15 protein-coding genes are annotated in these 16,837 nt (G+C 65.8%); 6 read left to right on the forward strand and 9 right to left on the reverse strand.

Translation table 11 applies throughout. The features are described from left to right. Positions 1 to 590: 590 nt before the first annotated feature. From AC1D1Y_RS25150 to AC1D1Y_RS25185, 8 genes are read right to left on the reverse strand one after another with little or no spacing between them, the layout of a single operon-like run. Positions 591 to 1,565 (reverse strand): Bug family tripartite tricarboxylate transporter substrate binding protein, encoded by a 975-nt coding sequence (locus tag AC1D1Y_RS25150; RefSeq protein WP_477684746.1) that lies wholly within the window; start codon positions 1,563 to 1,565, stop codon positions 591 to 593. 36 nt (positions 1,566 to 1,601) lie between these two features. Then, positions 1,602 to 1,994, reverse strand: a complete 393-nt coding sequence (locus AC1D1Y_RS25155) for a VOC family protein (RefSeq protein ID WP_477684747.1) — start codon at positions 1,992 to 1,994, stop codon at positions 1,602 to 1,604. Further along, positions 1,991 to 2,941, reverse strand: a complete 951-nt coding sequence (locus tag AC1D1Y_RS25160) for a hydroxymethylglutaryl-CoA lyase (RefSeq protein ID WP_477684748.1) — start codon at positions 2,939 to 2,941, stop codon at positions 1,991 to 1,993. The genes AC1D1Y_RS25155 and AC1D1Y_RS25160 overlap by 4 nt, the downstream gene beginning before the upstream one ends. Next, positions 2,938 to 4,182, reverse strand: a complete 1,245-nt coding sequence (locus AC1D1Y_RS25165) for a CaiB/BaiF CoA transferase family protein (RefSeq protein ID WP_477684749.1) — start codon at positions 4,180 to 4,182, stop codon at positions 2,938 to 2,940. Before AC1D1Y_RS25165 ends, AC1D1Y_RS25160 begins: the two co-directional genes overlap by 4 nt. Positions 4,183 to 4,218: 36 nt before the next feature. Then, positions 4,219 to 5,079, reverse strand: coding sequence for a LysR family transcriptional regulator (locus tag AC1D1Y_RS25170; RefSeq protein ID WP_477684750.1), 861 nt, complete (start codon positions 5,077 to 5,079; stop codon positions 4,219 to 4,221). A gap of 29 nt (positions 5,080 to 5,108) precedes the next feature. Then, a complete protein-coding gene (locus AC1D1Y_RS25175) occupies positions 5,109 to 5,441 on the reverse strand; it encodes a polyhydroxyalkanoic acid system family protein (protein ID WP_477684751.1) in 333 nt (110 codons plus the stop codon). Then, positions 5,434 to 6,549 carry an aminopeptidase gene (locus AC1D1Y_RS25180; RefSeq protein WP_477684752.1) on the reverse strand — a complete coding sequence of 372 codons (1,116 nt, stop codon included), beginning with the start codon at positions 6,547 to 6,549 and terminating at the stop codon, positions 5,434 to 5,436. The genes AC1D1Y_RS25175 and AC1D1Y_RS25180 overlap by 8 nt, the downstream gene beginning before the upstream one ends. 19 nt (positions 6,550 to 6,568) lie before the next feature. Next, a complete protein-coding gene (locus AC1D1Y_RS25185; RefSeq protein WP_477684753.1) occupies positions 6,569 to 8,698 on the reverse strand; it encodes a molybdopterin-containing oxidoreductase family protein in 2,130 nt (709 codons plus the stop codon). A 75-nt stretch (positions 8,699 to 8,773) separates the two neighbouring features. Here AC1D1Y_RS25185 and AC1D1Y_RS25190 point away from each other — a divergent pair, with 75 nt between their 5' ends. Then, positions 8,774 to 9,907: an ABC transporter substrate-binding protein gene (locus tag AC1D1Y_RS25190; RefSeq protein ID WP_477684754.1), complete on the forward strand. Its 1,134-nt coding sequence runs from the start codon at positions 8,774 to 8,776 to the stop codon at positions 9,905 to 9,907. Between the two features lie 147 nt (positions 9,908 to 10,054). Beyond that, positions 10,055 to 11,185, forward strand: a complete 1,131-nt coding sequence (locus AC1D1Y_RS25195) for an ABC transporter substrate-binding protein (protein WP_477684755.1) — start codon at positions 10,055 to 10,057, stop codon at positions 11,183 to 11,185. Positions 11,186 to 11,248: 63 nt separating this feature from the next. Here the strand turns inward: AC1D1Y_RS25195 and argE are convergent, their stop codons facing one another. Beyond that, entirely contained in the window at positions 11,249 to 12,457 is a 1,209-nt protein-coding gene (argE, locus tag AC1D1Y_RS25200; RefSeq protein WP_477684756.1) for an acetylornithine deacetylase, read from the reverse strand. Positions 12,458 to 12,540: 83 nt separating this feature from the next. Between argE and AC1D1Y_RS25205 the strand changes: the two genes are divergently transcribed. The 4 genes from AC1D1Y_RS25205 to AC1D1Y_RS25220 all read left to right on the forward strand — a co-directional run bounded on the left by AC1D1Y_RS25205 (position 12,541) and on the right by AC1D1Y_RS25220 (position 16,626). Continuing rightward, positions 12,541 to 13,425: a decaprenyl-phosphate phosphoribosyltransferase gene (locus AC1D1Y_RS25205; protein WP_477684757.1), complete on the forward strand. Its 885-nt coding sequence runs from the start codon at positions 12,541 to 12,543 to the stop codon at positions 13,423 to 13,425. After that, the gene (locus AC1D1Y_RS25210; RefSeq protein ID WP_477684758.1) at positions 13,422 to 14,369 is read left to right on the forward strand and encodes a lysylphosphatidylglycerol synthase transmembrane domain-containing protein; all 948 of its coding nucleotides are present in this window, start codon (positions 13,422 to 13,424) and stop codon (positions 14,367 to 14,369) included. The genes AC1D1Y_RS25205 and AC1D1Y_RS25210 overlap by 4 nt, the downstream gene beginning before the upstream one ends. Before the next feature lie 62 nt (positions 14,370 to 14,431). Then, a complete protein-coding gene (locus tag AC1D1Y_RS25215) occupies positions 14,432 to 15,979 on the forward strand; it encodes an ArnT family glycosyltransferase (protein WP_477684759.1) in 1,548 nt (515 codons plus the stop codon). Continuing rightward, positions 15,967 to 16,626, forward strand: coding sequence for an HAD family hydrolase (locus AC1D1Y_RS25220; RefSeq protein ID WP_477684760.1), 660 nt, complete (start codon positions 15,967 to 15,969; stop codon positions 16,624 to 16,626). The genes AC1D1Y_RS25215 and AC1D1Y_RS25220 overlap by 13 nt, the downstream gene beginning before the upstream one ends. The last annotated feature ends 211 nt before the right edge of the window (positions 16,627 to 16,837 follow it).

The raw sequence follows: 16,837 nt of genomic DNA on the forward strand, positions 1-16,837 counted from the left end.
TGCTGAGGGTTGCTGGCCGGGGTCGCCCGGCGGCGACTCACTTTTCTTTGCTTCGCCAAAGAAAAGTAAGCAAAAGAAAGGCGACCCGCAGTCTGGGTCCCTACGCTTCGCTACGGGCAACCTGCGGTGCTCGAGCCAAGCGGGGTCTCGCTAAACTCGCTTCGCTCAGACAACGCGATCCCTGATCCGCTTGTCTCTGCGCTCCTCGGCCCAGCCAGGACGGGGGCAATCGGGAGCGGGATCAGGAACAGAAGACAAATACCAAAGAACAAACCAAGACCAACAAGGACTCGCCACGGCGAGTCCTTGTTTCTTCTGTACTGGTATTTCTTCCCCACCCCTTGTGGATGCGCCGAGGAGCGCAGGTTCAGGCGGATCAGGGATCGCGTTGTCTGAGCGAAGCGCAGCGTAGCGAGTTTAGCGAGACCCCGCCTGAACCGAGCACCGCAGGTTGCCCGTAGCGCAGCGGAGGGACGCAGCAACCAGGGTCGCCTTTTCTTTTGCTTACTTTTCTTTTGGCGAAGCAAAAGAAAAGTGAGTAGCCGCCGGGCTACCCCCGGCCAGCCAGCCCCAGCAGAGATAACAAAAACTCAATCGGCCTTGATATTGGCCAACTTCACAATCCGCCCCCACATCTTCCGCTCGTTATCCCCCAAAGCAGCCAGCTCGGCACCACCCATAACCACAGCCTTGGCCCCTTGCTCTTCGGCGCGCTTCTTGAAGCCTTCCGACTCCACCACCTGCTTGATCGCCAGCGACAGCCGGCCTTGCAGGTCGGCGGACAAGCCCGTCGGCCCGTAGACCGCGAACCACGAGGAGGCCACCAGCGGCACGCCGGCTTCGGTGGCGGTCGGCACGTTGGGCTGCGCGGCCAGGCGGGTGCGGCCGGTGACCATCAGCGCCTTGAGCTTGCCGGCGCGGATATGGGGCAACAGCGGCGGTGGGGTGGTGATAGTGAAGTCCACGGTGCCGGCCAGCAGGTCGGTGAGCGCCGGGCCGGTACCGCGGTAGGGGATGTGCACCATAAAGGTCTTGGTCAGGTCCTTGAGCAGCTCGGTGGTCACGTGCTGCAACGATCCGTTGCCGCTGGAGGCGTAGTTGACCTTGCCGGGGTTGGCCTTCACGTACTTGAGGAAGTCCGCGAAGTTGTCGGCCGGGAAGTTGCCGCGCACCACCAGCAGTTGCGGCGCGTCGATCAAATGGCCCAGGGGCTTGAGGTTGGTCGCCGGGTCGAAGCCCGCCACCGGCTGGATCAGCGGCGTGATGCACTGGTAGCCTGAGTACTGCACCAGCAGGCTGGTGCCGTCGGCCGGGGCGCGCGCCACCATCTGGCCGGCAATGTTGCCGTTGCCGCCGCCGCGGTTGTCCACGACCACCGAGGTCTGCAGTATCTTGCCCAGCGGCTCGGCCAGCATGCGCGCAGCGATGTCGGTGGTGCCGCCGGCCGCCGTGGGCACCACCAGCGTGACGGGTTTGCCGGCGAGCTGCGCGCGCACCGGGTTGAGCCAGGCGGCCGTGCTGAGTCCGGCGACGGTGAGCAGTGTTCTGCGGGAAATAAAGGCCATGGTCTTGTCTCCTGTCGTAGTTTTTGGATGCCGTTTTCAGGCGGGTTCGGAAATCTCTATCAAATTCAGGTCGGGGTCGCGCACATAGACCGAACGGATCTTTTGCGTCGCGCCGGTGCGCAGCACGGGGCCTTCAATCACCGGCCAACGCTCGCGTTCAAGGCGGGCGATTACGTCGGCAAGCGGGACGCTGGCCAGAAAGCACAGGTCCAGCGCGCCCGGCACCGGCAGGTGGGCCTTGGGCTCGAACTCGCGGCCTTTGACGTGCAGGTTGATCTTCTGGCTGCCGAACTTGAAGGCCTTGCGTTCCACGGGCGGCGTGCCACCGGTGAAGGTTTCCAGCGTCATGCCAAGTACGCGGGTGTAGAAATCCACACAGGCTTGTTCGTCATCCGTGGTCAGCACGAGGTGGTCAAGACTGGCGATCATGCCGATGCCGCCCTCAGTTCCGCCACATAAGGCGGTGGTTCGTGCAGATCAGTGATGCGGCCGGCCTTGGCGACCTGGCCGGGCACTTCATGGCCGACGATGGCCGGCATCTGGCGCGCCACGTCCAGCAGCTGCGGAATGTCCATGCCGGTGTCGTAGCCCATGGCGTCGAGCATGTGGATGGCGTCCTCGCTGCTGATGTTGCCGCTGGCGCCGGGTGCGTAGGGGCAGCCGCCCAGACCGCCCAGCGAGCCGTCAAAGCGCGTGATGCCGCCCTGCACGGCGGCCAGCACATTGGCCAGCCCCATGCCGCGCGTGTTGTGGAAGTGCAGGGTCAGCTGCAGGTTTTTGAAGCGCTGCTGCAGCACCTCAACCATGCGGGCGACCTGGGCCGGGTGCGCCATGCCGGTGGTGTCGCAAATCGTGAGGCCGCGCACGCGGTCCGCGCCGAAGGCGGCAAAGCGCTCGCTCCAGCGCAGCACTTCCTCCTCGGCCACCTCGCCCTCCATCGGGCAGCCGAAGCAGCAGGACAGCGACACGTTGATGGGCGTGCGTCCGTCCACATGGCGAATCACGTCGGACAGCGCGGAAAAACTTTTCTCGCGGGGCATGCGCAGGTTGGCCAGGTTGTGGGTTTCCGAGACCGACATCACGAGGTTGAGCTCGTCGGCGCGCGACTCCAGCGCGCGCTCCGCGCCGCGCAGGTTGGGTACCAGCACCGTGTATTCCACGCCGGGCACGCGGCGTATGCGGCCCATGACCTCTTCGGCGTCGCGCAGCATGGGAATGGCCTTGGGCGAGGTGAAAGAGGTGACTTCGATCTTGGCGTAACCGCACTCGCTCAGCGCGTCGACCAGCGCCACCTTGTCGTCGGTGGCAATGAAATTGGACTCGATCTGGAAGCCGTCGCGCGTGGCGACCTCATTGAAGTGAATGCGTTTTTTCATGCTGCGTCCGCGTCCTTTCCGGCCACGATGCCTTTGTCTTTCAAGGCTTGGATCTGTACGGCCGACAAGCCCATCTCGCTTAGCACGGCATCTGTGTCCTGGCCGATTTGAGGCGCGTTGCGGCGATGGCCGCCCGGCGTGCGCGAGAGTTTGGGCACGATGCCGGGCACGGCCAGCAGGCTGCCGTCTTCCATGCGCAGCTCGTCGAGCATGCCGCGCGCCTGGTAGTGCGGGTCGGCCGCGATGTCGGCCACCGTGTAAATGCGGCCTGCTGGCACCGAGACCTTGTCGAGCGCCGCCAGCACCTCGTCCACCGTGAGGCCCAAAGTCCATTGGCCTATGGCCGCGTCGATTTCTTCGACGCGTGCCACGCGGCCGGCGTTGTCCGCCAGGGCCGGGTCGCTGCCCAGGTCGGCACGGCCTATGGTGGCCATGAGCCGCTTGAAAATGCTGTCGCCATTCCCCGCAACCAGCGCATAACCGCCGTCCTTGCACAGGTAGGCATTGCTGGGCGCGATGCCGGGCAGGGCGCTGCCGGCCGCGCCGCGCACCGCGCCGAAAGCGCTGTATTCGGGCAGCAGGCTTTCCATGCAGTTGAAGACCGCTTCATAGAGCGCGACGTCTATCACCTGGCCCTTGCCGGAGCGCTGGCGCTCCTGCATGGCCAGCAGGATGCCGATCACGCCGTGCAGCGCGGCCAGCGTGTCGCCAATGCTCACGCCCACGCGCACCGGCACGCGGCCCGGCTCGGCCGTCAGGTGGCGCAGGCCGCTCATGGCCTCGGCCACCACGCCGAAGCCCGGCTTGTCGCGGTAGGGGCCGGTCTGGCCGTAGCCGCTGATGCGCAGCATGATGAGACGCGGGTTCAGCGCCAGCAGCTCGTCGGGCCCCAGGCTCCAGCCTTCCATGGCGCCAGGGCGGAAATTCTCGATCAGCACGTCGGCGTCAAGCGCCAGCCGGCGCACGATGTCCTGCGCCTCGGGGCTTTTGAGGTCCAGCGCCACCGAGCGCTTGTTGCGCGACTGCACCTGCCACCAGACCGAGGTGCCGTCTTTCAGCAAACGCCATTTGCGCAGCGGGTCGCCCGCGCCCGGGGTTTCGATCTTGATGATGTCGGCGCCGAAGTCCGCCAGCGTCTTGGCCGCGAAGGGCCCGGCGATCAGCTGGCCCAGCTCCAGCACTTTGAGGCCGGCAAGCGGGCCGGAGGCGACGGGAGTGGGAAGGGATTGTTCAGTGGCCATGGGCGGCAGTGTGCAGCCCGCAGCCCACCCCGTCCATTACCGCTTTGGGGCTCGGGCTTTCGCGTTTTGCGAAGGCAGGGCAGCGGCAGGCGCCACCAGGAAGTCCACCAGCGCGGAAATGGCCGCATCGGGCTGGCCGGCCATGGTGGCTGCCAGCAGGCGGCGCCTGGCCCAGGCGTCGGCCAGCGGCCGCCAGCCCAGCTTCATGCTTTTGATGAGAGGCAGCGTCGCGCCCTTGGGCAGGATGGCCACGCCCAGGCCCGAGGCCACCATGTGGCATACCGCGTCGAAGCTGCGCACCTGCATGCCGTCGAGCGCATCGGTAAAAGCCAGCGGCGCCTTGCTGCGCGCGAGGGCATGGCCGGCCGGCAGGATCAGCACCAGTTCATCTTCGCGAAACAGGCGGGTGTCCAGGCCCGTGGTGTCCGGCCCTTCGACAAACACCGCCGCGTCGGCCCGGCCTTCGCGCAGGGTGGCCACCACCGCCTCGGACACCTGCTCCTCGAGGTCTATGTGCACCTGCGGGTGCAGCTCGCCGTAACGCGCGAGCAACGGCGGCAGGAACTGGCTTATGGCCGCGCTGCTGGCGCACAGGCGTATGTGGCGCGCGATGCCGCGCCGCAGGTCGGCCAGTTCGCCGCCCAGCTGTTCCATGGTTTGCAGCAAGGTCAGGCCGTGCTTGACGAAGACGCGCCCGGCCGCTGTCGGCAACAGGCCGCGCGCGTGGCGCTCAAACAAGGCCTCGCCCAGCGCGTCTTCGAGTTCGCGGATGCGCCGGCTGGCCGCGGCCAATGCCAGGTGCGAGTCGCGCGCCGCTGCGGTCAGGCTGCCGGTTTGGGCGCAGGCCACCGCCAGGCGCACGGACACCAGGTCGAAGCGGGCCAGGTTGTAGCTCACGGGCAGCGCCCTTGAATTTCAGTAGCTTCTCAGGCGGCCTTCTTTTTAGCCGCGGCCTTTTTGGCGGCGGGTTTCTTTGCGATCAGGGTGTCCAGGTTTTTTACGATCTCGCCTTCAATTTTGTCCTTGAAGGCACCCAGCAGGAAACCGAGCTTGGCGTTGAGGTCAAAACTGTCTTTGGTGACCGCCAGCGTGCCGCTAACGCCCGAGCGGGTGAAGCTGACCAGGTCTTCGGTCTTGCCCTCTTCGTAGGTGCATTCCATGTCGAACTTTTCTTCGACCTGCTCGGCCCACTTGAAGGCGATCTTGCGCGCCTCAAGAAGGCCCAAGGTGTGTTCGCGCTGGATGTGGATGTCAGCCATTCGAGGTCTCCGTGTTGTTGTGGGTGTTGTGCATTTGAAGCGCCTTGCGCCGTTCTTCTTTGGGCAGCCCGGCCAGTCCTTTGACCGCATCATAAAACCGTTGCCAGTCGCGGCCTTCGTGCTCGAACAAAGCCTCGAAGCCGGGCACCAGCTCATCATAGGCGGCCTGCGCGCCGAAGGCCGCGTTGTTGGCGCGCGCCACCCAGGGGTCGTAGCCCGCGAAGCCGTCCCACGAGGCCTTGAGGCTGGCGTAGCCGTCGCGAAAACGCTGGAGCGCCTGGGCCTTCAGAGCGGCCTGCGCGGCTTTGCCGGCGTCCGTCGCCGGTTTTTTGTCGTAGATCGCGGCGAGTTCAAGCCGTGTGGCCAGCGCCAGCGCGCGGAACTGTCGGCGCCGCCCGTCGAATTGGGCGTAGTCCTGCTGGGCCTTCAGGTTGCCCCTGAGGGCCTCGCTGTCCAGCCAGCGCTGGCTGCCCAGCCGTTCGACGGCGGTGGCGAAAGATTCGTTGAACATGGTGTCGCCGCTGGCGTAGACCACCTGGTGCGCGAGTTCGTGAAAGATCAGCCGCGCCAGTTCGCCTTCGGGATAGCCGATGAAGGTGTTGAGCAGCGGGTCGCCGCCGGCCCAGTTCATCCATCCCAGCGTCGAATAGGCGGGCACGCCGTAGACGCTGGTCTCCAGGCCTTGCGCCTTGAGCCGTTCGGCCTCGGCGCGCGCCTCGGCCTCATTGAAATAGCCGCGGTAGCCCACACAACCCGTGATCGGAAAGCACCAGGTCTTGAGGGTCAGCGAGAACTCGGGCGCAGCCACCACGTTCCAGACCACGGCGCTGCGGCGCAGGTCGGCATAGCGCCGGTAGCTGGGGTTGTCGGGCAGCTTGAGTTCGCTCACGGCAAAGCTGCGTATGCGCTGCGACAGGGCCAGCCGGCTTTTCAGCTGCTCGGAGGCCTGCGCGTCGCCCAGCCAGTCGTCCACCGGGCGGGCTGCGTTGAGCATCTGCAGGTGGCCGCTGACGGACTGCCAGTAATAACCCAGGTCGGCGCAGCCCGCCAGGCCCAGGCCCGCGGCCAGCGCCACGGCCAGCGTGCGTTTGAGCGTGCCGCGTTTCACCGGAACTCCGTTCAGGCGCTCAGGCGGCCTGCGGCTCGCGCTGCACCTGCACCAGGCAGTCGTAAAACACCGGGCCGCGGCCCATGTCGGTCAGGTGCTGGCTGGTCAGCTGGTTGACGTTGGTGCCGTCCAGGCCCAGCTTGCGCCACCAGATGCCCAGGCCGTTGACCACGCCGGGCCGGGCCCGCGTGGAAACCTCGGCCTTGACCCGGTACTCGCCGCGCTGGTTGAAGACCTTGACGATGGCGCCCGTGGTGATGCCGCGGGCCGCGGCGTCGTCGGCGTGGATCTCCAGCACCGGCTCGGCCTCGATGTCGCGCAGGCTTTTGACGTTGACGAAGCTCGAATTCAGGAAGTTGCGCGCCGGCGGCGAGATCATGGCCAGCGGGAACTGCGCCGAGCTGCCTGCGGCTTCATGGTTGGGTACGTGGCCGGGCAGGCCGTCAGAGCCTTCGGCCGCCAGCCGTGCGCTGAAGAATTCGCAGCGGCCCGAGGCCGTGGGGAAGTTGCCGTCGGCAAAGGGCGCGTCGGGCAGGTCCAGCGTGGCGAAGCCCTTGTCCAGCAGTTGCTGGAAGTCGACCTTGTCGCCGAACACCGCGCGGCACAGCTGCTCGTCGCTGTCGGAAAAGCAGGGTTCATCCAAACCCATGTGGGCGGCCAGTTCGCGGAATATCTGGGTGTTGGGCTTGGCCTGGCCCAGCGGCGCGATGGCCGGACGGTTCAGCAAGGCGTCGGTGTGGCCGTAGGCGCCGTGCACGTCCCAGTGCTCCAGCTGCGTGGTGGCCGGCAGGATGTAATCGGCGTAATCGGCGGTGTCGGTCTGGAAATGCTCGAGCACCACGGTGAACAGGTCTTCGCGCGCAAAACCCTGCACCACCTTGCCGGACTCGGGCGCCACCGCCACCGGGTTGCTGTTGTAGACGATGAGCGCCTCGATTTTCGGGCCGAATTGCTTTGATGCCGGCGCCAGCAGCGCGTTGCCTATGGTGCTCATGTTGATGGTGCGCGGCTGTCGGCCCTTGAGCAGCTCGGGCCGCTGCAGCGCCGCCCTGTCCACCGGGAACTGGCCCGAACTGCTCAGCAGCACGCCGCCGGCGCGGTGCCGCCAGGCGCCCGTGAGCGCGGGCAGGCAGGCGATGGCGCGGGCCGCGTTGCCGCCGCCGTGCACGCGCTGCATGCCGTAGTTCAGGCGTATGGCCGCGGGCTGCTTGTTCAGCATGCATTCACCGTAGTCGCGGGCCAGCGAGCGGATCTGTTCGGCCGGCACGCCGCAGACGGCGGCGGCGCGCTCGGGGCTCCACTGCAGCGCTCGCTCGCGCAGCCCGCCGTCGGGGTCTTGCCAGCCCAGGGTGTGGCGCGCGATGTAGTCGTGGTCCAGCCAGTCGTGGGTGATCAGCTCGTGCATCAGCGCGAGCGCCAGCGCGGCGTCGGTGCCGGGCAGCAGCGCGATGTGCTCATGGCATTTCTCGGCGGTTTCGCTTCTGCGCGGGTCTATGCAGACGAGCCTGGCGCCGTCGCGCTTGGCCTGCTGCGCATACCGCCAGAAATGCAGGTTGCTGCCGATGGAGTTGCTGCCCCAGATGATGATCAGTTTGGACTCGGCGAAAAACTCCACCCGCATGCCGACCTTGGCGCCCAGGGTCTGCACCAGGGCCTCACCCCCGGCCGAGGAGCAGATGGTGCGGTCCAGGAAAGACGAACCCAGCCGGTTGAAAAAACGCCCGGCCATGCTTTCGCCCTGCACCTGGCCCATGGTGCCGGCATAGCTGTAGGGGACGATGGCTTCGGGCTCGCGCGCCGCGATGGCTTTGAGGCGAGAAGCGATATCGGCCAGTGCGGCCTCCCAGCTCACCGGCTCGAACTGTCCGCTGCCCTTGGGGCCGCTGCGCTTGAGCGGCTGCAGCAGGCGCTCGGGGTGGTAGGTGCGTTCGGTGTAGCGCGAGACCTTGTTGCACAGCACGCCGCCGGTGTGGGGATGGTCGGGGTTGCCCTGCACGCGGGTGGCTACGCCGCCTTCCACCGTGGTCAGCAGCGAGCAGGTGTCCGGGCAGTCGTGCGGGCAGGCGCCGAGCACCTGCACGGCGGCCGGCTTCAGCCCGGCGTCAGGGTGGGCCGTGGCCTTAGGGGAGATGCTGATGGTATTGCTCATGGTTCAACTTTATATTGATAGTCATCGGGGTAACCCGGGGGAGACACATACTTCATGATTACAACAATGAACGGAATGCGGGCATTCCACGCCGCCGCCAGAATCAGCATGGTAGCGGCCCTGGCCGGCTTGCTCGCGACAGGGGCCAAAGCCGAGGACGGTATCAGCAAGACCGCTGTCACGCTGGGCCAGTCCCTGGCGATGACAGGGCCCGGCGCCACACTGGCCCTGCCTTTCGCGCAGGGCGCACGGCTTTACTTCGACCGCGTCAACGCGGGCGGCGGGGTCAACGGCCGCAAGATCGAGCTCAGCACGCTGGACGACATGGGCAACCCCGACACCACGCTGGCCAACACCAAAAAACTGCTGGACCAGAAAGTGTTCTCGCTGTTCGGCTACTACGGCTCGCCGCAGGTCACCGCCGTCAACCCGCTTCTCAAGGACACGGACATCCTGCTGTTCGCGCCCATGGCCGGCGCCGACGAGCTGCGCGGCTCCCTCTACCCCAATGTCTATTCGGTGCGGCCCGGCTATTCGGAAGAGGCCGCCATGATCACGCGCCATGCCGAAACCCTGGGCATGCGCAAGCTGGCCATCCTGCACGGCAAGGACCCGGAGTCGCTCGCGGCGCTGGATTCGGCCGAACGCACCATGGGCGGCCTGGGCGCCAACCTTGTGGCCAAGTCGGCCCTTTCAGGCGGCAGCGTCGCCACCAGCGTGGACCAGGTGCTGGGAAAAAAACCCGAATCAGTGCTGGTGATCAGCGACGCTGCGGGCGCGGCCAGCGCCATACGCGACTTGCGCGCCAAGGGCTTTCGCGGGCCCATCTACGGTTTTTCGAGCACCGGCGAAAGCCTGCTGGCCGAACAGCTGGGCGCGGCCGGCGCCGGCGTGGTGGTGGTGCGTGTCACGCCCAAGTCGGACAACGCCAAGAGCGTGCTGGTGCGGGAGCTGCAGGCCGACGCGCTGGCGGCCAAGCTCGGCAAGTCCAATGTCTACATGCTCGAAGGCTACATCGCCGCCTGGACCTATACCGAAGCCCTGCGCAAGGCCGGCAAGGACCCGACCCGGGCCAAGCTGCGCAAGGCGCTGGACAGCCTGCAGGACCTGAACCTGGGCGGCTTTCGCGTCCACTTCGACGGCGACCGCGTGGGCTCCAAGCTGGTCGAACTCAGCCTGATCGACGCGACCGGGCGGGTCAGGGAATAAGCCGCATCCGCGAAAAGCGGCAAAAAGCTGGCAAATTACTGACAAACAAAGCTTGAAGTAAGACCAAAGTAGTGACCAATCTCACGGGCTTTCGTCCTGTTACCAAAAGGGTAACCTTACTGTAAGTTGTGTTGCGAGAATGAAGGGATGAATCTCACTCGCAGAAAATTCTCCACCGTCGCCGGCGCTTCCATGCTGGCCGGCTTCAACATCGCCCATGCCCAGGCCGACAAGATCATCCTGGGCCAGTCGGCCCCTTTCACCGGCCCGGCTGCGCAACTGGGCATCCAGTTCTACCAGGGCGCGAAGGTGTACTTCGACCAGGTGAACGAACAGGGTGGCGTCAACAAGCGCCTGATCGAGATCCGCAACCTCGATGACGGCTATGAGCCCACCCGCTGTGCCGAAAATACCCGCAAGCTGATCGACGACGAAGTGTTTGCACTGTTTGGCTACATCGGCACACCCACCAGCATCGTCGCCCTGCCGATGGCTACCAAAGACAAGGTCCCGTTTATCGCGCCGTTTACCGGCGCCATGGCCTTGCGTGACCCCTTCAACAAATATGCCTTCCACGTGCGCGCTTCGTATAACGACGAAACCGGCCTTATCGTCAAACAGCTGACCGCCCTGGGGCTGAAAAAAATCGCGGTGTTCTACCAGAACGATGCCTACGGCAAGGCCGGGCTGGACGGCGTGGTGCTGGCCCTGGGTGCGCAGAACCTCAAGCCCGTGGCGCAGGCGACAGTCGAGCGCAATACGGTGGACGTGGCCAAGGCCGTCACCACGCTGGTGGCCGCAGGGCCTGACGCAGTGGTACAGATCGGTGCTTACAAGGCCTGCGCCGCCTTTATCCGCGAAGCCCGCAAGGCCGGCTATGGCGGCACGTTCTACAACGTGTCATTTGTCGGCACGCAGGCGCTGGCCGACGAGCTGGGCAAGGACGGCGCCGGCGTGGTGGTGTCGCAGGTCATGCCTTCGCCCTACAACGGAGCGCGGCCGATTGTGCGCGAGTTTACCGACGCGGTGAAGGCGGCCGGCAAGGATGCGAAGGTCAATTTCTCCAGCATGGAAGGCTACGTGGCCGCCAAGGTTTTGGTGGAGGGCCTCAAGCGCGGCGGCGCCAAGATGAGCCGTGAGTCGCTGATCTCCGGCCTGGAAGCCATCGGCACTCAGTCGCTGGGCGGTTTTTCCGTGTCGTTTTCGCCGACGGATCACGTGGCTTCGAGCTTTGTGGAGCTGTCCATGCTGACCGGCGATGGCCGAATCAGGACCTGACTTTCGGATTCCCCAAGCAAAACGCCTGACTCAGTCAGGCGTTTTGCTTTAGGGGGCGGGTGATCAGGCGATCTGTTTTGTCGCGATCAAACCCTGCATAAAGGCCTGGCACCGCGCGAGCTGTTCCAGGCTCACGAATTCATCGGGCTGGTGCGCCTGGGTGATGCTGCCAGGCCCGCAGACCACGGTGGGAATGCCCGCGCCCTTGAAGATGCCGGCTTCGGTGCCGAAGGCGACCAGCGTGGTCTGCTCGGTGCCGGCCAGGCGCTGCGCCAGCCGGGTCACGTCGTCGCCGGCCGAGCCCAGGAAGGCCGGCACTTCGCAAATCGTTTCAAAGCTGAAGCCCGCGTCGGGTGCGACTTTTTTCATCGCCGGCTGCGCGCGCTCCGCGTAAGCCCGTATTTCGCGCTGCATGGCCAGGGCGTCGGCCGTGGGCAGGTTGCGGAATTCATAGCGGAACTCGGCGTCGCGCGGCACCACGTTGTCGGCGATGCCGCCGTGGAATTGCCCGACGCTGGCGGTGCTGAAGGGAACGTCGAAGCCCTCGTAGCGCGGCTCGTTGGCCTCAAAGCCCTCGGCCATGTCGCGCAGCTTGCCGACCACGCGCGCCGCCATCTCGATGGCGTTGACCGACTGCGGCGTCAGCGAGGAATGCGCCTCCTTGCCGCGCACGCAGCATTTGTAGCGGTAGACACCCTTGTGCGCTGTCGCCGGCACCATGCTGGTGGGTTCGCCGACGATGCAGGCCAGCGGCGCAATGCCGGCGTCCTTCATGTCGGCGATCAGCCCGCGCACGCCCAGGCAGCCGACTTCCTCGTCATAGCTCAGCGCCAGGTGAACCGCGAAAGGTGCCTGGCTGTTCAGGAAATCGCCGGCGTGGGCCAGGGCCATGCCGATAAAACCTTTCATGTCGCAGCTGCCGCGGCCGTAGAGCCGCCCGCCCTCGATGGCGGCCGACAGCGGGTCCAGCGTCCAGTCCTGGCCATCCCAGGGCACGGTATCGGTATGGCCCGACAGGATGATGCCGGCAGGCTTGCCTTCGCCCAGCGTGGCGAAAAGGTTGGCCTTGGTCTTGCCGGCATTGGTGGTGATGCGGCTGGCCACGCCCAGCCGGGCGAGCTCGTCGCGCACGAAATGGATCAGTTCCAGATTGCTGTTGTCGCTGACGGTGTTTATGCGCACCAGGGCCTGGATCAGTTCCAGGGCGCGGGGCGAGACGGCAGGCAGGGTGGCGGGAGGGGAGGCGAGGGAGGCGGCGGGTGCAAAAGACATGGCCCCATTTTGGCCGTATTCGGGAATCCCGGTCAGTTATGCTTGAAGCCCGCTTGCCCACGGGGTGTTTCCCTCCCTTCCTGATGCCCTCTTTGCCTTCCTCATCCTCGCCGTCTTCTTCCCCGCTGGCCCTGGTCCGGCTGATGCGGCCGCACCAGTGGCTGAAAAACGTCTTCGTGTTCGCCGGCCTGGTGTTCAGCCAGAACTGGCTGGACACGGCGCTGGATGTGCGCGTCATCCACGCCTTTGCCGCGTTCTGCTGCCTCTCCAGCATGGTCTACATCATCAACGACTGGCATGACCGCGCCAGCGACGCCCTGCACCCGACCAAACGCAAGCGGCCCCTGGCCAGCGGCGCGGTGGCTGTCCCCGTGGCCCTGGTGCTGGCCGGCCTGCTGCTGGTGGCGGGGCTGTTGTTGGCGGCGGGCAACCGGACATTGCTGGTGCTGCTGGCGGCCTACGTGCTGCTCAACCTGGCGTATTCGTGGCGGCTCAAGCAAGTGCCGGTGGTCGATGTGTCCATCATCGCCTCGGGTTTCATGCTGCGCCTGCTGGCCGGCACGGTGGCCGTCGGCATCCCGCCTTCGCGCTGGCTGCTGCTGACCGGTATTTTTGTGGCCCTGTTCCTGGGGTTTGCCAAACGCAAGGCTGAAAGCTTCCATGAAGAGGCCAGCCGGCGCGCCGTGATGGCCCACTACCCGTCCGCCCTGCTGGATACTTTCATGGCCGTGACCATGACCGCCACGCTGACCACCTACAGCCTGTTTGCCACCAGCCCCGAAGCGCAACTGCAGCACGGCGAACGCCTGCTCTACACCGTGCCGGTGGTGATTTTCGGCATGCTGCGCTACACCTACCAGGTGCACCGAGGCCATGGCGAAGACGTGGCGCGCGACATGTTGCGCGACCCCTGGATACTGGCGGCCGGCGCGCTGTGGCTGGCCATTTTCCTGAGTCACCGGCTGTGAACCGCGCACCCGCGCCGGCTACGTTTGGCGGCCTGCCCTTCAAGCGCCTGTTGCTGGTGCTGGGCGTGGTGGCCACGGCCTACGCGGCCGCATTGCTGATTTGGGGCGACAGCCCCAGGGCCTCGCTGGCGCTGCTCTGGTCCTGGACAGGCGCGCAGGCTGCGGGCCTGTGCCTGCTCAACTACCTGCTGCGCGGCCTGCGCTGGCGGCTCTGGATGGCGTACTACGGTCGCCATTTCGGCTGGCTGCAGGGCCTGCGCCTGTACCTCGCGGGCTACGCCTTCACGCCCACGCCCGGCAATGTCGGCGAGGCGGCGCGCGGCCTGATGCTGGCGCGCCAGCCTTTGCGCGCCGGTCAAAGCCTGGCCATCTTCGGTGCCGAACGACTGGCCGACCTGCTCTGCCTGCTGCTGCTGTGCCTGCCCGCTGCCGGCTGGGTGTTGCGGCATCCCGCGATGCAAGCCATATCCACGCTGCTGGGAGGATTGCTGGCAGTCGCCGCGCTGCTCTTGCTGGCCGTGCTGGGCTTGCTCTTCAAGCATCGTGCCCGGCTCTTTGAGAGCCTCCCCTGGCTGCAGGAGGCCTGGTATTGCCTGGCGTTGCGTCCCTGGCTCTGGCTGGGGCTGACCCTGACGGCCTGGGCGGCGCAGGGTGTCGCGGTCTGGTTGATCTGCCGCGGCATGGGGGTTCCGCTCGAGCTGCTGACGGCCACGGGCTTTTATGCCCTTGCCATGGTGGCTGGCGCCCTGTCCGCCTTGCCGGCCGGCCTGGGCGGCACCGAGGCTGTGCTGACCGGACTGCTGGTGGCCCATGGCGCCACGCCCGCTGCGGCGCTGGGTGTCACCGTGCTGGCGCGGCTGCTGACGCTGTGGCTGGCGGTGGCCATCGGCGTGCTGGCCTTGCTTTATAGTGCGGCCATCCGCAAGGAAATCAGCTTCCGCTAGCCTGCTCCAGCCTTGTCCGCGGCGCGTGTTGCCGCCGGCGCCGTTCCCCATTTCAAGCCTTCATGTCCCAGAACCCCGATTCCGCCGCCTCCGCCGCTTTTCCCGTCATGCTGAGCCGTTGGCTATTGGCCGCCGGCCTGCTTTCGCTCTTGCTGCGGTTCTGGATTTCCGTGACTTTCCCGGTCACCGGCGACGAAGCCTTCTTCTACTGGTGGGGGGTGTACCCCGACTGGGGTTATTCGGACCATCCGCCCATGGTCGGCTGGCTGATCGCCCTGATGCGCGCCACGCTGGGCGACAGTCTGTGGTCCATACGCCTGCCCATCGTGCTGCTGCCGCTGGCGCTGGGTGCGGCGCTGTGGTGGGCCCTCAAGCCCGTCGACAAGGTGCGCGCCGCCTGGGCCGTGCTGTTTTTCTGGCTGGCGCCGCTGAACTGGCTCAACACCCTGATCACCACCGACACGCCGCTGATCTTCTGGTCGGCGCTGTCGGTTGCCGCGCTGCTGCGCGCCGAGCGCCGGCAGGAACTTGACCGCGCCGCGTACGGCCTCTACGCCTTGTCGGGGCTTTTCCTGGGCTGCGCTTTTCTCTCGAAGTATTTCTCGGTGGTGCTGGGTTTCAGCTACCTCGTCTACTTTGTGCTGTACCGCCGCGAGCGGCTGGCCGGTTTGGCCCTGCTGGTGCTGTGCGCCTTGCCCGGCCCGGCGATCAACATCGCCTACAACATGTCGCATGGCTGGTCCAACATCATGTTCAATGTGTACAACCGCAATGAAGATGCCACCTTTGAATGGCGCAAGCCGCTGACCTACATCGGCATGATGGTTTACCTGATCACGCCGGTGGCGGTGTGGATGGCGGTGCGCTACCGCCGGTCGCTGCTGGCGGCGGCGCGCTCGCAACGCCTGCTGGCCTGCCTGGTGGTGGTGCCCCTGCTGTTCTTCGCGCTACTGTCGGCTAAAAAAGTGATTGGCCTGCACTGGGTGCTTTCCTTCTACCCCTTCGGCTTCGCCTTTTTGGCTTTTGCCTTGCCGGCAGACAGGCTCAAGGCCTGCGCCAAGGGGCTGGCTGTGTTCGCCGGCCTGCATGTGCTGGTGGTGGCCGGGCTCTACATGACCACGCTGGACACCTGGCGCACGACAAAGCTCTATCCCCAAATCATCCGCAGCTACAAGACCGCCGAAATGCTCAAGCAGGTCACGGCGCCCGGCGTGGTGCTGATGGGCGAGGCCTACACGCCGGCGTCGATCTTCGGATTTGAACGCCGCCAGTACATGCCGGTCTTCGGCGTCGGCAAGTTCCACGCGCGCCAGGACGACATGCTGGTCGACTTTTCGCTCTACCAAGGCAAGACGATTCGCATCATCCTCGCCGACAAGCCGCGGCTGCAGGAGTTTGAGCCCTACTTTGCGTCGGTGCGTGTGCTGAGTTTCGAGCAGAACGGCGTGCCTTTTTATGCCGTCGAAGGCATGGGCTTCAAGTACCAGGCTTATCGTGAGGGAGTGCTGGGCATGGTGTACCAGCGCTACTACAACATTCCCTTGTGGCTGCCCATGACCGGCTGCCCGTTTTGCCAACGTTACTGCGGGCAGGTGCGATGCTACCGCTAGGGGACGGCGCCGCCGCAGGCGTGGTTGCCGCCTTTGACTTCGACGGCACGCTGACCCGTCGCGACACCTTCACGGTTTTCCTCGCGCGCGGCCTGGGCTGGCCGCGCTTCCTCTGGGCCCTGCTGCGCTGCTCACCGTGGCTGGCCGCTTATGCGCTGCGCCTGGTGCCTAACAACGTCGCCAAAGCCAGGCTCATGCAGGCCACGCTGGCCGGCCGCAGCCTCGCCGAAATGCAGGACTGGACGGCTCAATGGCTGGCCAAGGATTTTCCCGGCCAGCTGCGCGAGGACGCGATGGCACGCCTGGCTTGGCACCGCGAGGCCGGGCACTGCTGCGTGATGGTGAGCGCCTCGCCCGATATCTACCTGGCGCAGGTGGCGAAACAACTGGGTTTTGACGTGCTGCTCTGCACTGAAATGGAAGTTACCGGTGAGGGCGAGGCGCGGCGCCTCACGGGGCGGATGCGGACGCCCAATTGCCATGGGGAGCAGAAGGTTGCCAGGCTGCGGGACTGGGCGGTTGGGCGGTTTGGCGCCGCCGGGCTGGAGGGGGTTGTGCTGTATGCCTATGGGGATACCTCGGGTGATAAACCCATGTTGCGGTTGGCTCGGCATGCCTGGTATCGGGGGGTGCCCTGGTCGGAGTGAGCGGCTCCTGCTCCGGCGGGAGTGCTCTTTTCTGAGTTCTGCTGGCCGGGGGTTGCCCGGCGGCAAGTAACTTTCTTTTGCTTCGCCAAAAGAAAGTCACCAAAGAAAAGGCGACCCGCAGTCTGGGTCCCTACGCTTCGCTTCGGGCAACCTGCGGTGCTCGAGCCAAGCGGGGTCCGGCTAAACTCGCTTCGCTCAGACAACGCCGGCC

This window comes from Polaromonas sp. P1_G1 (assembly GCF_056405595.1).

What these genes read in the sequence shown, in the direction of transcription:
- AC1D1Y_RS25150 (WP_477684746.1), bottom strand. Translation starts at nt 1,565, where the DNA reads ATGGCCTTTATTTCCCGCAGAACACTGCTCACCGTCGCCGGACTCAGC.
- AC1D1Y_RS25155 (WP_477684747.1), bottom strand. Translation starts at nt 1,994, where the DNA reads ATGATCGCCAGTCTTGACCACCTCGTGCTGACCACGGATGACGAACAA.
- AC1D1Y_RS25160 (WP_477684748.1), bottom strand. Translation starts at nt 2,941, where the DNA reads ATGAAAAAACGCATTCACTTCAATGAGGTCGCCACGCGCGACGGCTTC.
- AC1D1Y_RS25165 (WP_477684749.1), bottom strand. Translation starts at nt 4,182, where the DNA reads ATGGCCACTGAACAATCCCTTCCCACTCCCGTCGCCTCCGGCCCGCTT.
- AC1D1Y_RS25175 (WP_477684751.1), bottom strand. Translation starts at nt 5,441, where the DNA reads ATGGCTGACATCCACATCCAGCGCGAACACACCTTGGGCCTTCTTGAG.
- AC1D1Y_RS25185 (WP_477684753.1), bottom strand. Translation starts at nt 8,698, where the DNA reads ATGAGCAATACCATCAGCATCTCCCCTAAGGCCACGGCCCACCCTGAC.
- AC1D1Y_RS25190 (WP_477684754.1), top strand. Translation starts at nt 8,774, where the DNA reads ATGCGGGCATTCCACGCCGCCGCCAGAATCAGCATGGTAGCGGCCCTG.
- AC1D1Y_RS25195 (WP_477684755.1), top strand. Translation starts at nt 10,055, where the DNA reads ATGAATCTCACTCGCAGAAAATTCTCCACCGTCGCCGGCGCTTCCATG.
- argE (WP_477684756.1), bottom strand. Translation starts at nt 12,457, where the DNA reads ATGTCTTTTGCACCCGCCGCCTCCCTCGCCTCCCCTCCCGCCACCCTG.
- AC1D1Y_RS25205 (WP_477684757.1), top strand. Translation starts at nt 12,541, where the DNA reads ATGCCCTCTTTGCCTTCCTCATCCTCGCCGTCTTCTTCCCCGCTGGCC.
- AC1D1Y_RS25215 (WP_477684759.1), top strand. Translation starts at nt 14,432, where the DNA reads ATGTCCCAGAACCCCGATTCCGCCGCCTCCGCCGCTTTTCCCGTCATG.
- AC1D1Y_RS25220 (WP_477684760.1), top strand. Translation starts at nt 15,967, where the DNA reads ATGCTACCGCTAGGGGACGGCGCCGCCGCAGGCGTGGTTGCCGCCTTT.